The sequence below is a fragment of the Pedobacter sp. MR22-3 genome, from assembly GCF_026240075.1.
Classification (GTDB): domain Bacteria; phylum Bacteroidota; class Bacteroidia; order Sphingobacteriales; family Sphingobacteriaceae; genus Pedobacter.
Map to the genome: position 1 here is coordinate 151,854 of NZ_JAPIVF010000001.1, position 20,256 is coordinate 172,109.

15 protein-coding genes are annotated in these 20,256 nt (G+C 41.2%); 4 read left to right on the forward strand and 11 right to left on the reverse strand.

Translation table 11 applies throughout. The annotated features are described in order from the left end of the window. Positions 1-43: 43 nt before the first annotated feature. From OQ267_RS00675 to OQ267_RS00685, 3 genes are all read left to right on the forward strand, one after another. A complete protein-coding gene (locus tag OQ267_RS00675; RefSeq protein ID WP_088299655.1) occupies positions 44-442 on the forward strand; it encodes a DoxX family protein in 399 nt (132 codons plus the stop codon). Further along, positions 442-1,431 carry an aldo/keto reductase gene (locus OQ267_RS00680; RefSeq protein WP_265834529.1) on the forward strand — a complete coding sequence of 330 codons (990 nt, stop codon included), beginning with the start codon at positions 442-444 and terminating at the stop codon, positions 1,429-1,431. Before OQ267_RS00675 ends, OQ267_RS00680 begins: the two co-directional genes overlap by 1 nt. Positions 1,432-1,530: 99 nt before the next feature. Continuing rightward, the gene (locus tag OQ267_RS00685) at positions 1,531-2,610 is read left to right on the forward strand and encodes an NADH:flavin oxidoreductase/NADH oxidase (RefSeq protein WP_265819171.1); all 1,080 of its coding nucleotides are present in this window, start codon (positions 1,531-1,533) and stop codon (positions 2,608-2,610) included. 130 nt (positions 2,611-2,740) lie between these two features. Here the strand turns inward: OQ267_RS00685 and OQ267_RS00690 are convergent, their stop codons facing one another. The 11 genes from OQ267_RS00690 to OQ267_RS00740 form a co-directional block, all read right to left on the reverse strand. Next, the gene (locus OQ267_RS00690; protein ID WP_088299658.1) at positions 2,741-4,357 is read right to left on the reverse strand and encodes an NADP-dependent glyceraldehyde-3-phosphate dehydrogenase; all 1,617 of its coding nucleotides are present in this window, start codon (positions 4,355-4,357) and stop codon (positions 2,741-2,743) included. A 39-nt stretch (positions 4,358-4,396) separates the two neighbouring features. Beyond that, complete coding sequence (locus tag OQ267_RS00695; RefSeq protein WP_088299659.1) at positions 4,397-5,770, reverse strand: MFS transporter; 1,374 nt, start codon at positions 5,768-5,770, stop codon at positions 4,397-4,399. 16 nt (positions 5,771-5,786) lie between these two features. Further along, positions 5,787-6,449: a bifunctional 4-hydroxy-2-oxoglutarate aldolase/2-dehydro-3-deoxy-phosphogluconate aldolase gene (locus OQ267_RS00700; protein ID WP_172406422.1), complete on the reverse strand. Its 663-nt coding sequence runs from the start codon at positions 6,447-6,449 to the stop codon at positions 5,787-5,789. Next, the gene (locus OQ267_RS00705) at positions 6,442-7,497 is read right to left on the reverse strand and encodes a sugar kinase (RefSeq protein WP_265834530.1); all 1,056 of its coding nucleotides are present in this window, start codon (positions 7,495-7,497) and stop codon (positions 6,442-6,444) included. Before OQ267_RS00705 ends, OQ267_RS00700 begins: the two co-directional genes overlap by 8 nt. Positions 7,498-7,586: 89 nt before the next feature. Further along, the gene (gene uxaC, locus OQ267_RS00710; RefSeq protein WP_265834531.1) at positions 7,587-8,987 is read right to left on the reverse strand and encodes a glucuronate isomerase; all 1,401 of its coding nucleotides are present in this window, start codon (positions 8,985-8,987) and stop codon (positions 7,587-7,589) included. A 249-nt stretch (positions 8,988-9,236) separates the two neighbouring features. Further along, a complete protein-coding gene (locus tag OQ267_RS00715) occupies positions 9,237-10,883 on the reverse strand; it encodes a UxaA family hydrolase (RefSeq protein ID WP_265834532.1) in 1,647 nt (548 codons plus the stop codon). Between the two features lie 2 nt (positions 10,884-10,885). Further along, complete coding sequence (locus tag OQ267_RS00720; protein WP_265834534.1) at positions 10,886-12,481, reverse strand: tagaturonate reductase; 1,596 nt, start codon at positions 12,479-12,481, stop codon at positions 10,886-10,888. Positions 12,482-12,504: 23 nt separating this feature from the next. Then, positions 12,505-13,518, reverse strand: a complete 1,014-nt coding sequence (gene pelA, locus OQ267_RS00725; RefSeq protein WP_265834536.1) for a pectate lyase — start codon at positions 13,516-13,518, stop codon at positions 12,505-12,507. 76 nt (positions 13,519-13,594) lie between these two features. Then, positions 13,595-15,529: a glycoside hydrolase family 88 protein gene (locus OQ267_RS00730; RefSeq protein ID WP_265834537.1), complete on the reverse strand. Its 1,935-nt coding sequence runs from the start codon at positions 15,527-15,529 to the stop codon at positions 13,595-13,597. Continuing rightward, entirely contained in the window at positions 15,529-17,202 is a 1,674-nt protein-coding gene (locus OQ267_RS00735) for a glycoside hydrolase family 28 protein (RefSeq protein WP_265834538.1), read from the reverse strand. The genes OQ267_RS00730 and OQ267_RS00735 overlap by 1 nt, the downstream gene beginning before the upstream one ends. Before the next feature lie 158 nt (positions 17,203-17,360). Beyond that, positions 17,361-18,317, reverse strand: a complete 957-nt coding sequence (locus OQ267_RS00740) for a pectinesterase family protein (RefSeq protein WP_265834539.1) — start codon at positions 18,315-18,317, stop codon at positions 17,361-17,363. Positions 18,318-18,603: 286 nt separating this feature from the next. On the opposite strand from OQ267_RS00740, the gene OQ267_RS00745 reads away from it, so the two are divergent. Next, positions 18,604-20,241 (forward strand): glycoside hydrolase 43 family protein, encoded by a 1,638-nt coding sequence (locus tag OQ267_RS00745; protein WP_265834962.1) that lies wholly within the window; start codon positions 18,604-18,606, stop codon positions 20,239-20,241. Positions 20,242-20,256: the final 15 nt, after the last annotated feature.

The following is a 20,256-nucleotide window of genomic DNA, read 5'->3' on the forward strand; positions in this document are numbered from 1 at the left end:
TGATCCATATAGAGATTGTATCTTTAACAGTAACGCAATAATCATGGATACAAAACAGGCTTATTTATTAAGCAGAATGGCAATCGGATTAAGCTTTTTCGGACACGGGCTGGTTCGTTTACCAAAACTTGATGGTTTCAGCCACTGGATGATGGAACAATTTTCTAAATCATGGCTGCCTGAAGCTTTGGTATTGCCTTTTAGCTACGCCCTACCCTTACTGGAATTTGCATCAGGGCTAATGATCTTAACCGGATTGTTCACCAGGCAGGGATTACTGTTAGCCGGAGCCGTTTCGCTGGCCCTTATTTTTGGCACCACCATGATCGAAAATTGGGAAGCCTTGCCTTCACAGCTCATGCACATCGCCTTCTTATCTGTGTTACTGGCTTACCTACCACACAACAGTTATGCAATTGATCAAATGATAAAAAAAAGATAATGGAATATAGAAAAATAGGAAAATCAGATTTAGAACTTTCAGTAATTACTTTTGGAGCATGGGCCGCAGGTGGGTGGATGTGGGGCAGCACAGACCGCAACGATGCCATTAACGCCATTAAAGCTTCTTACGATTTAGGTGTAACTTCTATTGATACCGCTCCGATTTACGGTCAGGGTGATAGTGAACAAATTGTTGGCGATGCCATTAAAGGAATTTCCAGAGATAAACTACAGATTGTAACCAAATTTGGTATGCGCTGGGATTTAGCCAAAGGCGATTTTGGTTTCAAAAGTAAAAACAATGAGGGCAAAGACATTGATATTTATAAATATGCAGGTAAGGAAAGTGTAATTTATGAATGTGAGCAATCTTTAAAACGGCTGGGAACAGATTATATTGATTTGTACCAGATTCACTGGCCGGATTTAACCACGCCTATCAGCGAAACTTTTGAGGCCGTGAGCAGGTTAATTGAACAGGGAAAAGTGCGTTATGCAGGGGTTTGCAATTATAATGCAGCACAGCTGAAGGAGGCTGACCAGACTTTAGAGATTATTTCCAACCAGATTCCGTTTAGTATGGTCAACCGCGGCGTTGAAGATGAAACAGTTCCCTATTGCATTGAAAATAATAAATCTGTTTTGGCTTATAGCCCGATGGAACGTGGTTTGCTGACCGGAAAAATTACACCGGGTTATCAGTTTGAAGAAGGCGATCACCGGAAGGACGTTAAATTTTTTACGGCTGAAAACATTGAAAAAACAAATGCTTTTTTAAATAAGATTAAGCCGCTGGCCGATGAAAAAAATGCATCGCTTTCTCAGTTGGTTTTAAGGTGGACAGTGGAGCGTCCAGGGATAACCATTGCTTTGGTTGGGGCCAGAAATGCCAAACAATCCGTTCAGAATGCTGAGGCTATCAATGTGAAGTTATCAGCAGATGAAATTCAGCTGATCAACACAGAACTGAAAAACGCAGGTTTTTAATTTCATCAACGCAACGCATGTAAAGGGAAAGCAAAATAGGCAGATAAATCTAAATTTTTATGTCTCCCTTTTTAATTTACGTTATAATATCATATTAATATGTCAAAATTATTTTCTCCTTTCACCATAAAGGATGTTACGTTTAAAAATAGAATTGTAATCTCGCCCATGTGTCAGTATTCGGCAGTGGATGGTTTTGCCAACGACTGGCATTTGGTGCATTTGGGCAGTCGCGCGGTAGGTGGTGCAGGCCTGATTATTCAGGAAGCGTCAGCAGTAACTCCAGAGGGCAGAATTACACATGCAGATTTAGGCATCTGGAAGGATGAGCATGTGGAAAAACTAAAACAGATTGTTTCGTTCATTCACGAAAATGGGGCCCTTGCAGGTATTCAACTGGCACATGCCGGCCGGAAAGCAAGTTGTGATTTACCCTGGAACGGTGGTGAACAACTGGCGGCAGGCGAAAACAGCTGGAAAACAGTTGGGCCTTCACCCATTCCTTTTAAACCGGGGCAGGTTGCGCCACATGAGCTGAGTATTCCTGAGATCCAGGAAATTGTTTTTGCTTTCCGGGCTGCGGCAAAACGGGCACTTGATGCGGGCTATAAGGTGGTGGAAATCCATGCGGCACATGGTTATTTATTACATGAGTTTTTTAGCCCGATCAGCAATAAACGTACAGATGTATATGGTGGAAGTTTCGAAAACCGCATTCGTTTGGTTATTGATGTGGTAGAAGCCGTACAATCTGTCTGGCCGGAAACTTTACCATTATTCGTACGCATTTCTGCCACCGACTGGACAGAAAACGGATGGAATGAAAATGATTCTTTACAGTTATCAGCCGTATTAAAAGATCGGGGTGTAGATTTAATCGATACTTCGTCGGGAGGAAATGTACCAGATGCAGTTATCCCTGCCGGGCCAAACTATCAGGTGCCTTTTGCAGATCAGATCAGGAATAAAATCGGTATTTATACCGGTGCTGTAGGTGTAATTGTGGATGCCCATCAGGCTGAAGAAATTTTACAGGAAGGCAAAGCCGATTTGATTTTCATCGCCAGGGAATCTTTACGTGATGCTTATTTTCCTACACATGCCGCTCAGATTCTCGGTGATGATGTGGAATGGCCGAATCAGTATGTACGGGCCAAAAGAGAAACCTTTAAAAAGTAAGTACCATATGAATAGCTTTGATAGCCTTTATTAGCAGATCCTTATAAAAGTTGTCAAAACTAAGATCTTTAAAACTGACGAAGTCTTGCTGAGCACTTGCTTTTGAGACTTCGCCAGTTGGCTATTTAGCTTAAAAAATATATTTCGTACTTAAGAAATTGGAATCATTTCCATTTACAATCTCATTCAGTAATTTCTTGTTGTCATCCGTAAATTTGGTAGCCACCAATGAACGAATAGAAAAAGAACGCAAAGCATCAACTACAGAAAGCGTTCCTTCGGCACTGTCTTTTCTTCCTGTAAAAGGAAATGCATCCGGCCCACGCTGGCACTGGCAGTTAATGTTCACTCTACTCACCTGGTTTACCAAAGGATCAATCAGTGAAGAAATCACCGCAGCATTATTACTGAAAATACTCACTTGCTGTCCGTGTGGCGATCCAATTAAGTATTCAATAGGCTCTTCCAGATCATCAAATGGAACCACCGGCACAATCGGACCAAACTGTTCTTCACGATATAATTTCATATTGCTGTTTACCGGATAAACAATTGCCGGATAAACGAACGTTTCGAAGGTTTGTCCGCCATTTTTGTTTACCACTTTCGCTCCGTGTACAATGGCATCATCAATACATTCTTTCAGGTATTCAGGTTTATTTAACTCCGGAAGCGGGGTAAGATTTACACCTTTCTCCCAGGGCATTCCGAATTTCAGTTTCTCCACTTCTGCAGATAAACGTTTTAAAAATTCCTGTGCCAGGCTGCGGTGCACATATATAATTTTAAGTGCGGTACAACGCTGTCCGTTGAATGACAGTGCGCCAAGAACCGTTTCAGAAACGGCTAAATCCAGATCAGCATCTTTGGTGATAATAGCTGCATTTTTTGCATCTAAACCTAAAATTGCACGCAAACGATTCACTTTGGGATGCAATTTCTTCAGTTCATTAGCCACCTTACTTGAGCCGATCAAGGTTAATACATTAATTTTTCCCGACTTCATTAAACCCGGAACAATTGTATTTCCACGGCCATAAATGGTGTTTACCACCCCCTTTGGGAAACTAGACCGGAAAGCCTCCAATAAAGGATAATGCAATAGGGTACCATGCTTAGGTGGTTTGAACAAAAGCGTATTGCCCATGATCAAAGCAGGAATCAGGGTCGTGAACGTTTCATTTAAGGGATAATTAAACGGGCCCATACAAAGCACCACGCCAAGTGGTGAACGGCGAACCTGTGCCACAATGCCTTGCTCAATCTCGAAACGGGAAGATTGACGGTCGATATCTTTCAGCGCATCAATTGTGGCATAGATGTATTCCACTGTACGGTCAAATTCTTTAACCGAATCGGCATAAGATTTACCGATTTCCCACATGATGAGTTTGGCAACAATTTCTTTTTGCTCTATCATTTTGTGGGTAAAATTTTCTACGCAGGTGATGCGGTCGGCCACACTCATGGTTGGCCATTGTCCGCGGCCATTGTCGTAAGCCGCAACAGCAGCATCCAAGGCTTCGGTAGATTCTTTTTCCGTACAAACCGGAAAACTACCAATCCGCTTCCGCTGGTAACCTTCAGGCGTTTTTACGCAAACCGGGGAGAAAACCTCGTTGAAAGGTCCGTTCCAGGTTTTCATTTCACCGTTCGACAGAAACGCTCTCTGATTAATTTCTTCTTTCAGCCTGAATTCATCCGGAATCTGGCTTTCTTCAACGAAAATACTTTCAAGATCTAGCATGGTGTTCAATTGGTCATTTATTAAGATTTATAATTTAGTTTAATCCAGTTCTATCACTTTGTATTTTGGAACGAGAAATTTCATCACTGTCCAGGCGATTACATAGGCAATGGCACAAAATGCAAACATAATGGTATAGCCCGTTTGAATATGGCCCAAGGCTTTATAATGATCGAATAAAGCGCCACCTGCTTTTGAAACAATAACACCACCTAAACCACCCGCCATTCCGCCGATTCCGATAATGGAACCTACCGCTTTTTTAGGAAACATGTCAGAAACAGTTGTAAAAATATTTGCAGACCAGGCCTGATGTGCCGATGCGCCAATACCTATAAGGATAACGGGAATCCAGAAAGTATAATGACCTAAAGGTTGCGCCAGGAGCACGACCAAAGGAAATAATGCAATCACAAACATGGCTTTCATTCTGCCTTCATATACATTATATCCCTTTTTCAGAAAATAGGCCGGGAACCATCCACCACCAACACTTCCAATCATGGTCATGCTGTAGAGGATAAATAAAGGAAAAGAGATGGATGTACCTTCCATGCCATACTGTGCTTTAAGATAGGACGGTAGCCAGAACAGGAAAAACCACCAAACACCATCGGTCATAAACTTACCGAAAGTAAAAGCCCAGGTTTGTTTGTAACCCAGCAGTTTAAACCACGACACTTTTTTGGCTTCGGTTTCAGATTCTGTAGGCACAATTACCTGCTCATCTGTGTCACACAGGATGTATTCAAGTTCAGGTTTCTTCAATCGTTTTTGCTCTTCCGGTTTATCATAAAATATAAACCAGAAAATCAGCCATAAAAAGCCCACCCCGCCAATAATCAGGAAGGCAGTTTCCCAGCCCCAGGCTTCGGCAATATAGGGTACGGTTGCCGGCGCAAGGATAGCACCAACATTGGCTCCGGAATTGAAAATCCCGGTGGCCAGAGAACGTTCTTTTTTAGGGAAATATTCTGCCGTAGCTTTGATGGCTGCCGGAAAGTTTCCCGATTCGCCAAAACCCAGCACTGCCCGTGATACAATAAACCCCAACACCGAAACTGATATGCTGGTAATGCCAATCAAGGCCAGTAAGGAGGAAACAGCCTCCCCAACCGGAATGGCTTTTGCATGCAGGATTGCCCCTAAAGACCATACAATGATTGCGATGGCATAACCCCATTTGGTCCCCAGCTTATCGATAATTCTTCCGGCGAATAGCATGGAAATGGCATAAACAAACTGAAAGGCTGCCGTGATGTTAGCATAATCGGAATTTGTCCAGCCAAATTCAGTTTCAAGCTTGCCCGAAAGCAAACTTAATACCTGGCGATCTAAATAATTTACGGTAGTAGCAAAAAACAGCAGGGCACATATTGTCCACCTGTATTTGCCAATCTTGGTACGGTTCATTTGGTTAGTTGTTAAGTTATTTGCTCTGCTTGATCAGATCGAGCGCTAGTTTTGTGTTTTCAGAAAGCTCCTCATAAAGCCCTTTATTCATGACCTCTTTACTGATCAATTTGCTGCCCATCCCCACGGCACAAACCCCTGCTTTAAACCAGGTTTTCAGGTTATCGGCATTAATTTCCACACCACCTGTTGGCATAAAAAGCTGACCAGCGAAAAGATCTTTAATGGAAGAAATAAATTCAGGCCCTAAGATATTGGCCGGGAAGATTTTAATCAGCATGGCCTTATGTTCCTGTGCGATGCTGATTTCGGTAGGTGTCATACAACCCGGAATCCAGAGCATCCCTATTTTATTCGCAATTTCTGCTACTGCAGGATTAACAATTGGCGCTACAATAAAATCTGTTCCTGCCTCAATAAAAGCATTTGCATCAGCTGGTGTTTTAATGGTTCCAATGCCCAGATAAAGATCGGGCATTTCTGCATCTCTGATTTCTTTAAGCTTTTTAAAATTTGGCAAAGCTGATTTTCCACGATTGGTATATTCAAATACGCGAACACCGGCTTTATATAACGTACGTAATATTTCTACACTCCCTGTTTCACTATCCTGGTAAAAAAGTGGCAGCATGCCTTGTTCTAAAATGGCATCTAAAATCTTGTGTTTGTTACTAATCATGGTGTATTATTCTTTTTTCAATATCCGCCACGGTACTGGTGGTGGCATCGCTTGGGATGTATAATTTATCGTATGCCGCTGCGGTGGCAAAATTTAGGGTTTCAGCCACCGGAAGATGGTTGTAAAAACCATAAATCAATCCGGCCATAAAACAATCGCCACTGCCTACCTTATCTAGAATCTCATCAGAAACATATTCTGGCGAAACGGTTAATTCATCATTACTGTAAATGGCTGTATAATACCTGATGCCCTTCCCATGATCAAAACGAAAGGTATTGGCAACAACCTTACATGCCGGAAACAAACTTAATATTTCTTTGGAGGTATCAGTAGCTTGTTGCAGTAACGTTTCCTTTGCATAGCCTTCTGTTGGCAACAAATCTTCGTGAAGTGCCGTGCCCAGCATTTTATTTGCTGCCCATACGTTGCCCATAATCAGGGTACAGTATTTAGCCAGTTCCGGAAGGATATCGATTGGCTCTTTACCATATTTCCAGAGTTTGGCCCTGTAATTTAAATCCATAGAAATGGTGATGTTCTTTTCGCTGGCTACCTTTAAAGCTTCCAGACAAACATCTGCTATAGATTGATTAACCGCCGGACAAATCGCACTAAAATGAAACCAGGTTACCCCCTCAAAAACATCATCCCAATTGATCTGACCTACTTTTAAATTGGCATAAGCAGAATTAGCCCGATCATAGATTACGCCGGCATTTTTTAAATCTTTTCCTTTCGTAAGATAATATAAACCCAAACGGTCGCCATGAAAAACCATAGACCCGGTATCAACATTTCTTTCATTAAGATAGCCAACAATATCCTGCGTAACTGAATTTTCAGGCATGGCAGACAGATAAGCAGAGGGCACTTGCCAAAGTGCCAGCGCAGTAGCCACATTGAGTTCTGCTCCACCAATGTAAAAGGGCAGTTTATTCTCATTCAGCCACTGTCCATCACTATCAGGGCAGATACGTAGAAGGATTTCTCCAAAACTTAAAACTTGTTCTCCTTTTTTTATGAAGGATGCGAATTGATTACTCATGTTTTTTTCGGCTTGTTTATTCACTTTAGTTCGTATGCTAAGAACCGTTAATTATTTAGGTTTGTGCTGACAGAAAGCGAGGTGCTGAATTAAAAAGTAAAGTAATTTTTTGCGTTAAAGTACGAAATATCCTGCACTATTTTACCCACCCAATCCAAATCGTCAGGCAATTCGCCATTCTCTATATCTTCGGCAAAGAGGTTACAGATTATCCTGCGGAAGTATTCATGTCGTGGAAAAGACAGAAAACTTCTGGAATCAGTTAACATCCCAACAAGGCGGCTCAGAAGCCCCATATTTGATAAGGCATTTAGCTGTTTAATCATGCCGTCTTTCTGATCCAGAAACCACCATGCCGATCCAAACTGCACTTTACCAGCGATTGATCCATCGTTAAAATTCCCAATCATGGTGGCAATTAATTCATTGTCTGCCGGATTTAAATTGTAAATAATGGTTTTTGCCAGTTGATCCTGATTATCTAAACGGTTTAAAAACTTAGACAGCATTCTGGCCTGAGAAAAATCGCCGATAGAATCCCATCCTGTATCCGGACCAAGCTGGCGCAGCATCCGGGCGTTGTTGTTGCGCAAAGCCCCCAAATGATATTGTTGCACCCAGCCTTTTTCATGGTCCCACTCGGCAAAACAGATCAGCATGGCTGATTTAAATTTCAGGTTTTCCTCGTAAGAAATTTCTTTTTTACTTCTGATTTTTTCAAAAATGGAAGTGATTTCCTGATCGGTATAATCCTCGGCATAAATCTGCTCCAAACCGTGATCTGAAACGGAACAGCCGTTCGCAGCGAAGTAATCATGACGGCTTTTTAAGGCATTGAGATAATCCTGAAAATTGCTGATCGATGTCCCAACCACACTTTCTAACTTATCAATGTATTCATTTAAACCCGTCACATCGTCACTATTCATGGCCTTATCCGGACGGAAAGCAGGCAACATCTTTAAAGCCACCCCTTCTTGAGCCAGCTGCTGATGAAAATTCAAACTATCTAATGGATCGTCAGTAGTGCAAACGGCTTCGACATTCATCTTCGCCAGCAAACCACGCACTGAATATGCTGGTGTTTGCAGTTTGGCCGAACATTCATCGTAAATTTTACGGGCTGTTTTGCCTGATAAAATATCGGTGATCCCGAAATAACGTTGCAATTCCAGGTGTGTCCAGTGGTATAAAGGATTACGTAAGGTATAAGGAACAGTTTCTGCCCATTTTTCGAATTTTTCAAAATCTGATGCATCGCCAGTGATGTATTTTTCATCTACACCATTGGCACGCATCGCCCTCCATTTGTAATGATCACCAGCCAGCCAGACCTGTGTAATATTCTCGAACTGTTTATTGTTCGCAATCTGATCAGGAATAAGGTGATTGTGGTAATCAATAATGGGTAACGATTTTGCAAAATCATGGTAAAGCTTTTCAGCTGTTTTGCTTTGCAAAAGAAAATTTTCGTCTAAAAATGGTTTCATTCTATTTGATTTGAGACATTAGATTTGAGATGATCAAAACGCCTGTCTATTCATTTCATTTATTAATAATCTTTGTATGATGTTTTGTGAAGACACAGAACATTAACTTCTTATGGTATTTATCCTCATTGAGCAGTACGACATTTTAATTTCGAAAGAAATGACTTCGTATCTCGCAATGACGGTTTTTACGCCAGAGACTTAGGACTAAAGACTTCTGACGCTAGACTCCCGACTAATGACTCTGTACTACAAACTCACTCCCCGTTTCCATGGAATAAAATCATCCTGGTTTAAGAGGACTGCTTTCGGAATTACCTCACCACTGGCTGCTTTAATACAATATTCTAAAATATCTTCGCCCATTTGTTCGATGGTTTTTTCCCCTTCAATTACCGGCCCGCAGTTGATATCGATGATATCGCCCATGCGTTTGGTTAAAGCATTATTGGTAGACACTTTTATGGTAGGACAAACCGGGTTTCCTGTCGGCGTTCCCAATCCGGTTGTAAACAAAATAAGCGTTGCACCTGAAGCAGCCTTACCAGTGGTGGCTTCCACATCATTACCGGGCGTACAAACCAGGTTTAAGCCGGGCTTGGTGGCAGGTTCGGTGTAATCAAGCACATCTTCTACCGGCGATGTTCCGCCTTTCTTCGCCGCACCTGTACTTTTAATGGCATCCGTAATTAAGCCATCTTTAATGTTTCCAGGTGATGGATTCATGAAAAAGCCCGAGCCCACGTTTTCTGCAGCCTGGTTATAAGCTGTCATCAGCTGGATAAATTTACGGGCCGCAGTTTCATCTTTTGTGCGATCAATTAACTGTTGCTCGGCGCCACAAAGCTCCGGGAATTCAGCTAAAAGTATGGTTCCGCCCAGGGCCACCAATAAATCCGAAGTATAACCCACTGCCGGGTTGGCGCTGATGCCGCTAAAGCCATCGCTTCCGCCACATTTCACGCCTAATACCAGTTTGCTTAAAGGTGCTGGCTGACGTTCAATTTTATTGATCTCCGTTAAACCGATAAAGGTTTTCCTGATCGCTTCTTTTACCAATTGTTCTTCACTTTGCGATTGCTGCTGTTCGAAAATAAACATTGGTTTATCGAAATTCGGCGAACGTTGTTTTAAGTCATCCACAAAATCCTGCACCTGTAAATTCTGGCAACCTAAGCTTAAAACAGTAACTCCAGCCACATTCGGATGATCTGCATAAGCAGCTAAAAGCTTGCTTAATGTTGCTGCATCCTGACGGGTACCGCCACATCCGCCCTGGTGGTTTAAAAACTTAATGCCATCTACATTTTTGAAAATACGATTGGCTACATGATTGGCCTGTCCGATAGTGGTGGTATCAGCCTCGCTTAAATCTTCACCATTTTTATAAGCCTCTACCAGATGATGAGCGTATGATTTGTATTTATCAGTAACGGCATAACCCAACTCATTGTGCAGTGCTTCACGGATCACATCCAGGTTACGGTTTTCGCAGAATACCGTTGGAATAAATAACCAGTAATTTGCTGTACCCACGCGACCGTCATTACGGATGTACCCGTTAAAGGTCCTAGCTGCAAATTTAGAAACATCAGGTGCATGCCACTCATAATGGTAGGGTTTAAATTCATATGGATCTGAAGCATGTTTGGTATTTTCAGTATCCATTAACCCACCTTTAAGGATAAAATGTTGCGCTTTACCTACCAAAACGCCATACATGATGATGTGATCACCTGCATTCATATCCTGCATGAAAAACTTATGCTTCGCCTGAATATCATCCTGTAAAACATATTCATCTCCATCGTAAATAATGGTTTCGCCCTTTGTTAAATTTTGTAAGGCTACCAGCACATTATCATTGGGATGGATTTTTAAAATTCTAGTCACCATTTTTAATTTGTTCTTTCTTGATGCAAGTTACTTAAAGTTTCCTTTGCACCTTTATTTTGTAATTGTTCTACGTAAGATTTTACAGCTGCATTAAAACCAGGATAATTGTTTAGGTTTTTATCCCATAAACGCCGATCGCCCAATGTATTTTCTACCACTGTTTCAGGGTTTTTCCAGTAACCGTGAAGCACTTCAGCGAACTCATCCTGCGTAGTGTACCTTTTTCCATTAACGGTGGATACATATTGGCCGCCATCCTGAGTAACATTCATGAAAACGATGTAGGCAGCAACACCGAGCGCAGTGCGCTGAGGCACCTGGTTATGAAGTGCATAATATTTTCTAATCAAAGGCATATTACGCATCTGCAATTTCTGGGTATAGTTTAGCGTAATGGCATGCCATTGATGGTCTAAAAACGGATTACTGAAACGATCGACCACACTTTTAGCAAAAGCGAGGGCTTCATCTTTGGTAATATCTTCATTTTCTACTGCCGGTACAATTTCTTCCTGCATTAGTTTCAACACATGGTTAGCAAATTCTCCATCAGCCATAGCTTCTTTTACGGTATGGAAACCTGCTAAAATGGCTAACCCACAGCTAATGGTATGCGTTCCGTTTAACAAACGGAGTTTCAGCTCTTTAAATTTATCAATGGAGGGTACAATAAAAACGCCTTTATCTGCTGAAGCAAACGATAAAATTTCTTTCACTTTCTCATTTGATGATTCAATTGCCCAAAGCCTGAACGGCTCAGCCATGATCATCAATCCATCAGTATACCCGAGTGCATCTTCCATGCTTTGCTGTGCTTCTGCCGGCAGCTTTCCGGGCACAATCCGGTCTACCAGTGTTTTGCAGAAATGATTAGCTGTTTTCAACCAGTTTTCGAAATCCCAACCCAGTTTATTTTGAATAGCCAGATCGAGTACAATTTCTTTTAATTTATCGGCATTATCACTAATAAGTTCTGTTGGCACAATTACCATCCCGCTTTCCTCCGATCCGTTGAAGGCTTTATATCTTTCATGTAAGAAAGCCAACAGTTTACCTGGAAAGGATTGCGGTGGCGCATCCGTAATTTTATCTTCACTTTTTACAATTCCAACTTCAGTTGTATTTGAAATCACAACCTTCATCTCGGGCTGATGTGCCGTTTTTAAAACTTCTGCCCATTCGGATGTTGCTGATAATACACGGCTTATGGCCGCATTGATCATGTTTTCTTCCACTTCGTCACCATTTTCAATCCCTTTAACACAAAGTGTATACAAGTTATCCTGATTAGCAAATTCATCTGCGCCGGCTTTAGCTGTTGTTTTAACCACCACTACTCTTCCGTTAAAAATGCCCTGATGATTGGCCTGATCAATAAAATAATCCGGCAAGCCACGTAACAGAACGCCGGTTCCGAATTGGATTACCCGCTCTGGCAACTCCAACATTTCAGCGGTTGGCTTTTTCACCTTTTCTTCGCTAATGTTCTTTAAATTTTCTTTGTTTAGAATCATGTTCACATCATTTCGTCCTCTCGGGAAACGAGCCATCTTTAACGGTAAAATCCCTACCTGTAGTTTAAGATTGCTTCCTTCCACGCAATGACAAGTCTTATTTTTATTTAATTTCCGTTAGCAGCCAACCACTTCGGGTATTCTTTTTCTATCAATTTTTGTCCCCAGTTACCATACCAGGCATAACCATTCCTTCTTTCCGGACTTAATTCTTCCAGCTTTGATTTTATGGAATTATCGCGGTCGCCAAAAAGGGGTACGTTCTTATCTAAATCATAAAAGCGTGCCCAAACCATTCCTGATGGATCGGCGATTAGCGCGGCTGTTTTTCCTTTTTCCCTGTCGAAACGATAACCTGTTATTTTATAAGTATCGAACCATTTTATTGCGGCGGCTATTGCTGCTTTTATTTCATTAGATGGGTTTTGAATACGCATGAGAAAACGAACAATACCAACTGATTCACTTGTACTTAAAGAAGCTGGCTCAAAATTCCGGGCTTTTGCCGGTAACATCGAGTCTTTATCATATTGTGCTGCCCAAATGGTGCGCACACCTTGTTGTTTTACCTGAGTTTCCAACATGCATTGAGTTCCTTTTACAATGGCCTTTTTAACTTTCGGAAGATACTTTGGGTTAACGACTTCGAAATCATTTTTCCCACTGGCAATGTCTTGTAAAATATTCAGCACATTGACCATTGCATCATCATTGTATGTAATTTCAGAACGGTAGGAAGATTGATCGGGATAATACTGAGGCCAGCCACCATTATCATATTGAGCCGCCAGCATATAATCCAGCCCTTTTTCTGCAGCTTTCAGGTAAGTTTTGTTCTGCGTTTTTTTATAGGCTTTTACCAGGTAAACGACTTCCCGACTGGTCGCCTTATTATCAAATGTAGCATGCTTATCTTCAGTGGCTTTTATTCTGGCAAGCAATGCAGGTGTTAAGTCTGCACCATAATTGACAACACTCTTATCTTCCAGTTGCTTTGGCCAGCCGCCGTTTCCTAACTGATAAACCAACATTTTTTCTGCGGTTGAATCGGTTCGCATTTGTGCATAGCAAGATGCCAGCAGGAAACAACAGATAACGGTTAATAATAATTTTATGCTCATTTTGTTGTTCGTTTCATTAACCAAAATCATGAACTGAATTAAACTGTTTTCTCCTTAAGTTAAGGCCTTTAAATTCTTATTTCTTAGCCGGCACCTGCTTGATTAACCAGTTCACCAAATCGTTGGTTGCCTTAAAATTTTCAAATTCTGCTGGCAATTTTCTTCCATCGATATATTCATTGTAGAACCATGGATCGCCAACGGCGAATACCGTTCCTTTGCCATATTTTGCTGTCGCGATAATTACATCACCTTTATCGGTTAGCGCAGCAACTGCAGGCATTTTGGCAACGATGGTTGAAATTTCTTTGATGTACACTTTTTTCGCTGTTTTGAAAATCGAATTTCCTGCCGGGATTTTGATTGCACCCTGTTCAAAATTTGAGCCTTGTACTTTGTTGCGGCTATCCTCATTAAATTTAATTCCGAAGGATTCTGGCAATACATTAAATTTAGTGATCTCGCAATTGCCCACATCATTAAGCAATAGCACTAAAATACCGCCAGCTTTCACCCATTCGCTCACTTGTTTGGCGTGTTCGGCATTCATGAAATTTGGATTTGCTGTTTCCTTTTCGGTATCCGGATCAACAATAATATAAATATTACTGCCTTTTAAATTCGCTGTGGTTGGCGCAACTTTTAAGGTTGAGGTTTTTACACCTGCATCGTTAAAAACCTTTCCAAGCAAAGAAAATCCATTGTTATCATCTTCATTCCAAAGGTAATGGAAGGGGATTTTATCATCGGCTGGGCCGGTCATGTACTCGTTGTTAAAGAAATTGTCGACCGTAACGGTAAGACCTTTTCCAGTTTTAGGCAATGCGGCTATTTCCATTTCGGCGGCTGCACAAATAAAAGCTCCAACACCTTTCGGATCGTTGGTAATCACTTTCTCACTGATGTAATATTCAAAGCTGCCATCACGGTATTTTGGCTTTCCGCCTAAACCAGAAACAGAAACGGTTTTAGTCAGGTTTACCCTTTCATCACCAGCCTTTTCAATAAATTCTTTCTTTAAACCGGCATAACCTTTACTTGCTGCAGCCATAAAATTTTGTGGTAACCAGCCTTTGCGAACACCTTTAGCTAAACCATACACAAACATACTCGATGCGGAACTTTCCAGGTAATTGCCTTTTTTAGCGGGCAGGTTGAGGATATCAAACCAAACGCCTGATTTAGCATCCTGAACTTTTACTGCAGCAGTGGCTGTACGGTTTAAAATGGCCAATAATTCTTTTCGTTTCGGATGATTTTCAGGAAAATTATCCAATACATCAACCAAAGCCATCATGTACCAACCCATTGCCCGCCCCCAGAAGTGCGGCGATAAGCCTGTTTTCTTATCTGCCCATCTTTCGGTCCTGCTTTCATCATAACCATGGTATAAGAGACCTGTTTTCAGATCGCGAGCATTTTTTTCCATCCAGATAAACTGATTGGCAATATCATCATAAGCAGCATCTTTTTTCATCAGACGAGCATATTCCGCGTAAAAAGGCTCGCCCATATACAAGCCATCAAGCCACATCTGGTTGGGATAAATTTTCTTATGCCAGAAGCCCCCCTCTTTCGTTCGCGGCTGTTGCTGCAACTGATCATAAAGTTTATTTGCTGCCAGAAGGTATTTTTGCTGCCCGGTAACTTTATACAACAGCAGAAGCGAACGCCCGTTTTTAATATTGTCGATGTTAAAATCTTCCGCCTTGTAAGTAGCAATATTTCCTTCCTTATCTAAATAAGCATCCATAGATGACTGGATGTATTTAAAATAGTCACCGTTTCCGGTATTGCGCCAAACGGCAGCGGCACCTTCAAGCACTACACCCATATCGTATGTCCACTTCGGACCTTTCGCACCTTTTAGTACAGCAGTATCCTGAAACAATTTCTCCATTGCAGTCCTGGTTAACTGTTCAGAAAGTTTCTTTTGTGCAAAACCTGTCAGCGATAATACTGAACATCCCAGAAATGCGATTGCGGTATATAAAACTGATCTCTTCTTCATTATTTTGAAATCTCTAATGCATTTTTATTGACTTCAGCAGCACTGCTGGATACCTTTTTTGCTTTTGAAGCATCTGTGCCGCTTACTTTAATTCCTTTTGATTTATCGCCGGCTACATTAAATAATAATTCGGCACCGTTTTTATACTGGAGTTTATCGATATTGATATTGGAGCTGTTCTGAATATTCACAACCGGGTTAGAGTTATCGGTAATCACCTTTACATTCTTTAAAAAGATGCCTGTTGCTTCAATGATTTCAATGCCTTCTTTAGCCTTAATGGTTACATTTTCCAGGTGAATGTCTTTGATATTCATTTCTGGCAAACCCCTGAAAAAGATGGCTTTTTCAGCACCATTCGCCACCACATCTTTAATATAAAAATTTCTGAACTGTGGTGTAGCTTCCGTAACCGGAATCATGACACTTTTAATGGCCTCACGTTTTTCACCCGCCAGCACAATGGGATCAACGGCGGCATAATACATATCAAACAGGATGGCCTCACCCGGAATATCAATCATGTTGATGTTGTTTACATAAATATTTTCTACAATTCCACCACGCCCACGTGTTGTTTTAAAGCGTAAGCCAATATCGGTACCAATAAAAGAACAATCATATACCCAGATATTTTTAGCACCACCGCTCATTTCACTTCCTATAACGAAACCGCCATGCGCATGGTATACTACATTATTTCTTACAATTACATTTTCTGTTGGTACACCACGCTGGCGTCCGGCTTCATCTCTGCCAGATTTAATGCAGATTCCATCATCACCAACATCAAAAGTGCTGCCTTCAATTAATACATTTTTACAGGATTCTACATCTACCCCATCACCATTTTGTGCATACCAGGGGTTTTTCACCTGAAGATTTCTCAAGGTTAAATCTTCACAAAGCAGGGGATGCAGGTTCCAGGCGGGTGAATTTTGAAAAGTAACCCCTTCTAAAAGGATGGTTTTACAATTGGTGAGCACGAGCAGATTCGGACGGAGAAAATCTTTGATATCTTCATAATCCTTTGCTGTTTTACCTGATTCAATGACACCTGCATTTTTGGTATTTGAGCCCTTAACGGTTTTAGCCGACGGGTACCACATTTTGCCATCTTCGCGAACAATTCCACCGGAAGTAACCAGGTTTTTCCATTGGGATTCTGTTAACTTATCTTTTTTTACCATGCGCCACGCGCCACCGTTCCCATCGATAATGCCGGTTCCGGTAATGGCAATGTTTTCCAGGTTTGTTCCTGAAATCGGACTTTGGTTGCGCCAAGCCGGCCGGCCTTCCCAATTTCCTTCCACCAGTTTATATTGATTGAAATCAGCTGTAAACTGAAGAATAGCATCTCTTTTTAAATGAAGATTCACGTTACTTTTCAGTTCTATAGGCCCGGTAAGCCATAAACCTGAAGGGATTACCACCACTCCGCCACCTTTCTGGCTGACACTGCTTATGGTTTTATTGATGCTTTCTGTATTTAAAGCTATGCCATCACCTTTAGCGCCAAAAGCAACAATACTGGTGGTATCATTTTTAATTTTAACCTGGCGGATAACTGGTAAACTCGTTTTTTGCTGGGCTTTTGCTATACCAGCACTACAAATAAGGATAAAGGCGAGGGCTATTTTAGAATGGCATAAACTTCCAGAAATATATTTCATTATTTGTGCGGTTAAATTATACTTGGTTATTGTAATAACAAGTGTACGTTGTTTGCCTTTAAAAGCGAAGAGAAATCTATGCAAACGTTGCCGGAGAAAAGCATCAGATACCTGCCATACAAATAATTAAAAAACTGAAATACAAAGCCTTACATACATTATTTTTGTTCAGGATTCCATCCGCGGAAAACGTTTTCCATAATGTAACTTTTATACGCCTCATTGCTGAGCTGATGAGACCATTTCACCCGCTTTTCAGGCCGGGCACCTTTGCCGCTGTTTTGATATTCAGCATAATAAGCAGTTTGTTCATTGCTTTCTTTCCCCCAGTTATCCCAGCCTTCAGGTCGAATCAGTGCCGGAAGCTCACAGTTTAAAAATACCACCTTTGCATAAGGCCGCCACGGACGCCCCAGATAAAAGCTGTTTTCAGGCGCATCGCCTTTGATTGTACATTGGTTAAAAACATAGCCAAATTTAGTCGTATCAGCAGTTGATGCAGCGGTAATGTAACCTTGCTTTTTGCAAAAAAGCGTACATTTTTCAAACCAGGCAGTAGCAGAACCAAAGATAAAATCTACCGTTCCTTCAATGTAGCAGTTTTTATAAAATTGCCGGTTATTACCACCATAAGTATAAAGCGTATCCTGAAACCCCAGAAACCTGCAGTTTATGAAAGCAGATTTATCGCCACCTACCCAAACGGCAACGGCCTGCCCCACCGGACCAGAAGAATTTTCGAAGGTGATATTTTCAGCTGAAAATCCTTCTCCATAAATATAAAAACTGGAAGATCCTGAAGTACCTTTATCTTCTCCGAAAATGTTTTTCTTCTGTGCAAAATCATCATAGGTTAAAATGGTTTCATTTAAACTTTCACCAATCAACCTGACATTTTTTTTAGATGCGGCCAGCACTAATTTTTCTTTGTATATCCCTTTTTTAATAAGAATAATTGTGACCTTATTTCTAAAATCAGGTACCGCATGGATGGCTTCCTGCACCGTTTTAAAATCGCCACTCCCTTTGGTATCTACCACAAAATCAGGTTTAATGTCGATGGCATTTACCCTTATGGCACAGGTAACAAGCAAAATCAGGACTATAAATTTCATATCGGCTTTGGCTAGGTACAAATAAAACCGGCTACGCAAGGTTTAAACTTATTACGCAGCCGGGCTTTAACAAATATATGATGAGCAATTTTAAACATTAATATCTACCGGAAAGAAAAATCTGGGATAATAAATGCTGCAAACGATATCGGGAACGATTGCACAGTATCGTCTTGATCAAAAATAAAAAAAGGCTTAATCTTGTTAGTTGGCTAATCTGCAGGCTTGATTACATAAATAGCCAAAGATTTAATGCGATAATACTAACCATATATCAATCATCATGATGAAATATTTCCTGAAATTCATACTTGTAACGGGCCTTTGCTTCCACGCATTGGCACAGTCTCAGAATAATAGTGATATCTCAAAAGTTTGGATAGCTGATCAGGGCAATGGTACTTATCAAAACCCGGTTATTTATGCCGATTATTCTGATCCGGATGCCATCCGTGTGGGCAATGATTTCTATCTGATTGCTTCAAGCTTTGATGCCGTTCCGGGCTTGCCCATTCTTCATTCAAAAGACCTCGTTAATTGGAAAATTATTGGTCATGCTTTAAAGAGGCAACCTCCATTTGATCATTTTGAAAAAACACAGCATGGTAATGGTGTTTGGGCACCCTCTATCAGGTACCGAAATGGTGAATTTTATATTTATTATCCCGATCCGGATTTTGGCATTTATCTAACTAAAGCAAAAAACATTACAGGAGAGTGGTCTGACCCGAAATTAGTGGCTGCCGGAAAAGGTTTGATCGATCCTTGTCCGTTTTGGGATGAAGATGGAAAAGCCTACCTCGCCTATGCTTATGCCGGAAGCCGTGCCGGAATTAAAAGTGTTTTAGCCGTAATGCCGCTTACTGCTGATGGAACCAAAGCTACCGGGACGGGTAGAATTGTTTATGACGGACATGAATCAGACCCGACCATTGAAGGACCTAAATTTTATAAACGTAATGGCTTTTATTACTTATTTGCTCCTGCTGGCGGGGTCTCTACTGGCTGGCAATTGGTATTAAGAAGTAAAAATATTTATGGTCCCTATGAAAGAAGGGTGGTGATGGATCAGGGAAAATCAACAGTTAACGGGCCACATCAGGGTGCCTGGGTTAACACACCAACCGGCGAAGACTGGTTCCTCCATTTTCAGGATCAAGATGCTTATGGAAGAGTGGTTCATTTACAGCCCATGAAATGGACAAATAACTGGCCGATAATTGGTACTGACCAGGATAATGATGGCATTGGAGAACCGGTCATGATTTATAAAAAACCAAATGTTGGCCAAACTTATCCGATGAGTACGCCAGTAGAAAGTGATGAATTCAATGCAACAGATTTAGGCTTGCAATGGCAGTGGCAGGCCAACCCGCAGCCTACATGGATGTTTACCGATGCAGGTAAAGGTGTTCTGAAATTGTATACTGCAAAAGTTCCGGAAGAAGCGAAGAACTTGTGGGATGTGCCCAATTTACTGATGCAGAAATTTCCTGCAGAAGAATTTACGGTCACGACTAAAGTAAATTTTAAACCCAATCCAAAACTCGAAAATGAACAAACCGGATTAGTGATAATGGGTAGAAGCTATGCTAAAATCAGTATTAAAAGTAAAAATGACGGACTTTATCTGATGTTTGGCATTTGCCAGAGTGCAGATAAGGGAAAAGCCGAAAGCGAAAAAGAAATTGCCAAACTTAAATTAGGTCAGGTTTATATGAAGGTAACGGTTGCTAAAGGTGCTAAATGTCAGTTTAGTTTTAGTGAAGATGGCATCATGTTTAAACATGTTGGTGATGAATTTCAGGCTACAGCCGGACAATGGATTGGTGCAAAAGTAGGCTTGTACGCCATAAGGGATACACAAACCAATGATGCCGGAATAGCAGAGTATGATTGGTTCAGAATTGATAAATTAAAATAACTGCGGTATATGAAA

What these genes read in the sequence shown, in the direction of transcription:
- OQ267_RS00695 (WP_088299659.1), bottom strand. Translation starts at nt 5,770, where the DNA reads ATGAACCGTACCAAGATTGGCAAATACAGGTGGACAATATGTGCCCTG.
- OQ267_RS00690 (WP_088299658.1), bottom strand. Translation starts at nt 4,357, where the DNA reads ATGCTAGATCTTGAAAGTATTTTCGTTGAAGAAAGCCAGATTCCGGAT.
- OQ267_RS00745 (WP_265834962.1), top strand. Translation starts at nt 18,604, where the DNA reads ATGAAATATTTCCTGAAATTCATACTTGTAACGGGCCTTTGCTTCCAC.
- OQ267_RS00685 (WP_265819171.1), top strand. Translation starts at nt 1,531, where the DNA reads ATGTCAAAATTATTTTCTCCTTTCACCATAAAGGATGTTACGTTTAAA.
- OQ267_RS00715 (WP_265834532.1), bottom strand. Translation starts at nt 10,883, where the DNA reads ATGGTGACTAGAATTTTAAAAATCCATCCCAATGATAATGTGCTGGTA.
- OQ267_RS00680 (WP_265834529.1), top strand. Translation starts at nt 442, where the DNA reads ATGGAATATAGAAAAATAGGAAAATCAGATTTAGAACTTTCAGTAATT.
- OQ267_RS00700 (WP_172406422.1), bottom strand. Translation starts at nt 6,449, where the DNA reads ATGATTAGTAACAAACACAAGATTTTAGATGCCATTTTAGAACAAGGC.
- uxaC (WP_265834531.1), bottom strand. Translation starts at nt 8,987, where the DNA reads ATGAAACCATTTTTAGACGAAAATTTTCTTTTGCAAAGCAAAACAGCT.
- OQ267_RS00740 (WP_265834539.1), bottom strand. Translation starts at nt 18,317, where the DNA reads ATGAAATTTATAGTCCTGATTTTGCTTGTTACCTGTGCCATAAGGGTA.
- OQ267_RS00705 (WP_265834530.1), bottom strand. Translation starts at nt 7,497, where the DNA reads ATGAGTAATCAATTCGCATCCTTCATAAAAAAAGGAGAACAAGTTTTA.
- OQ267_RS00675 (WP_088299655.1), top strand. Translation starts at nt 44, where the DNA reads ATGGATACAAAACAGGCTTATTTATTAAGCAGAATGGCAATCGGATTA.
- OQ267_RS00730 (WP_265834537.1), bottom strand. Translation starts at nt 15,529, where the DNA reads ATGAAGAAGAGATCAGTTTTATATACCGCAATCGCATTTCTGGGATGT.
- OQ267_RS00735 (WP_265834538.1), bottom strand. Translation starts at nt 17,202, where the DNA reads ATGAAATATATTTCTGGAAGTTTATGCCATTCTAAAATAGCCCTCGCC.
- pelA (WP_265834536.1), bottom strand. Translation starts at nt 13,518, where the DNA reads ATGAGCATAAAATTATTATTAACCGTTATCTGTTGTTTCCTGCTGGCA.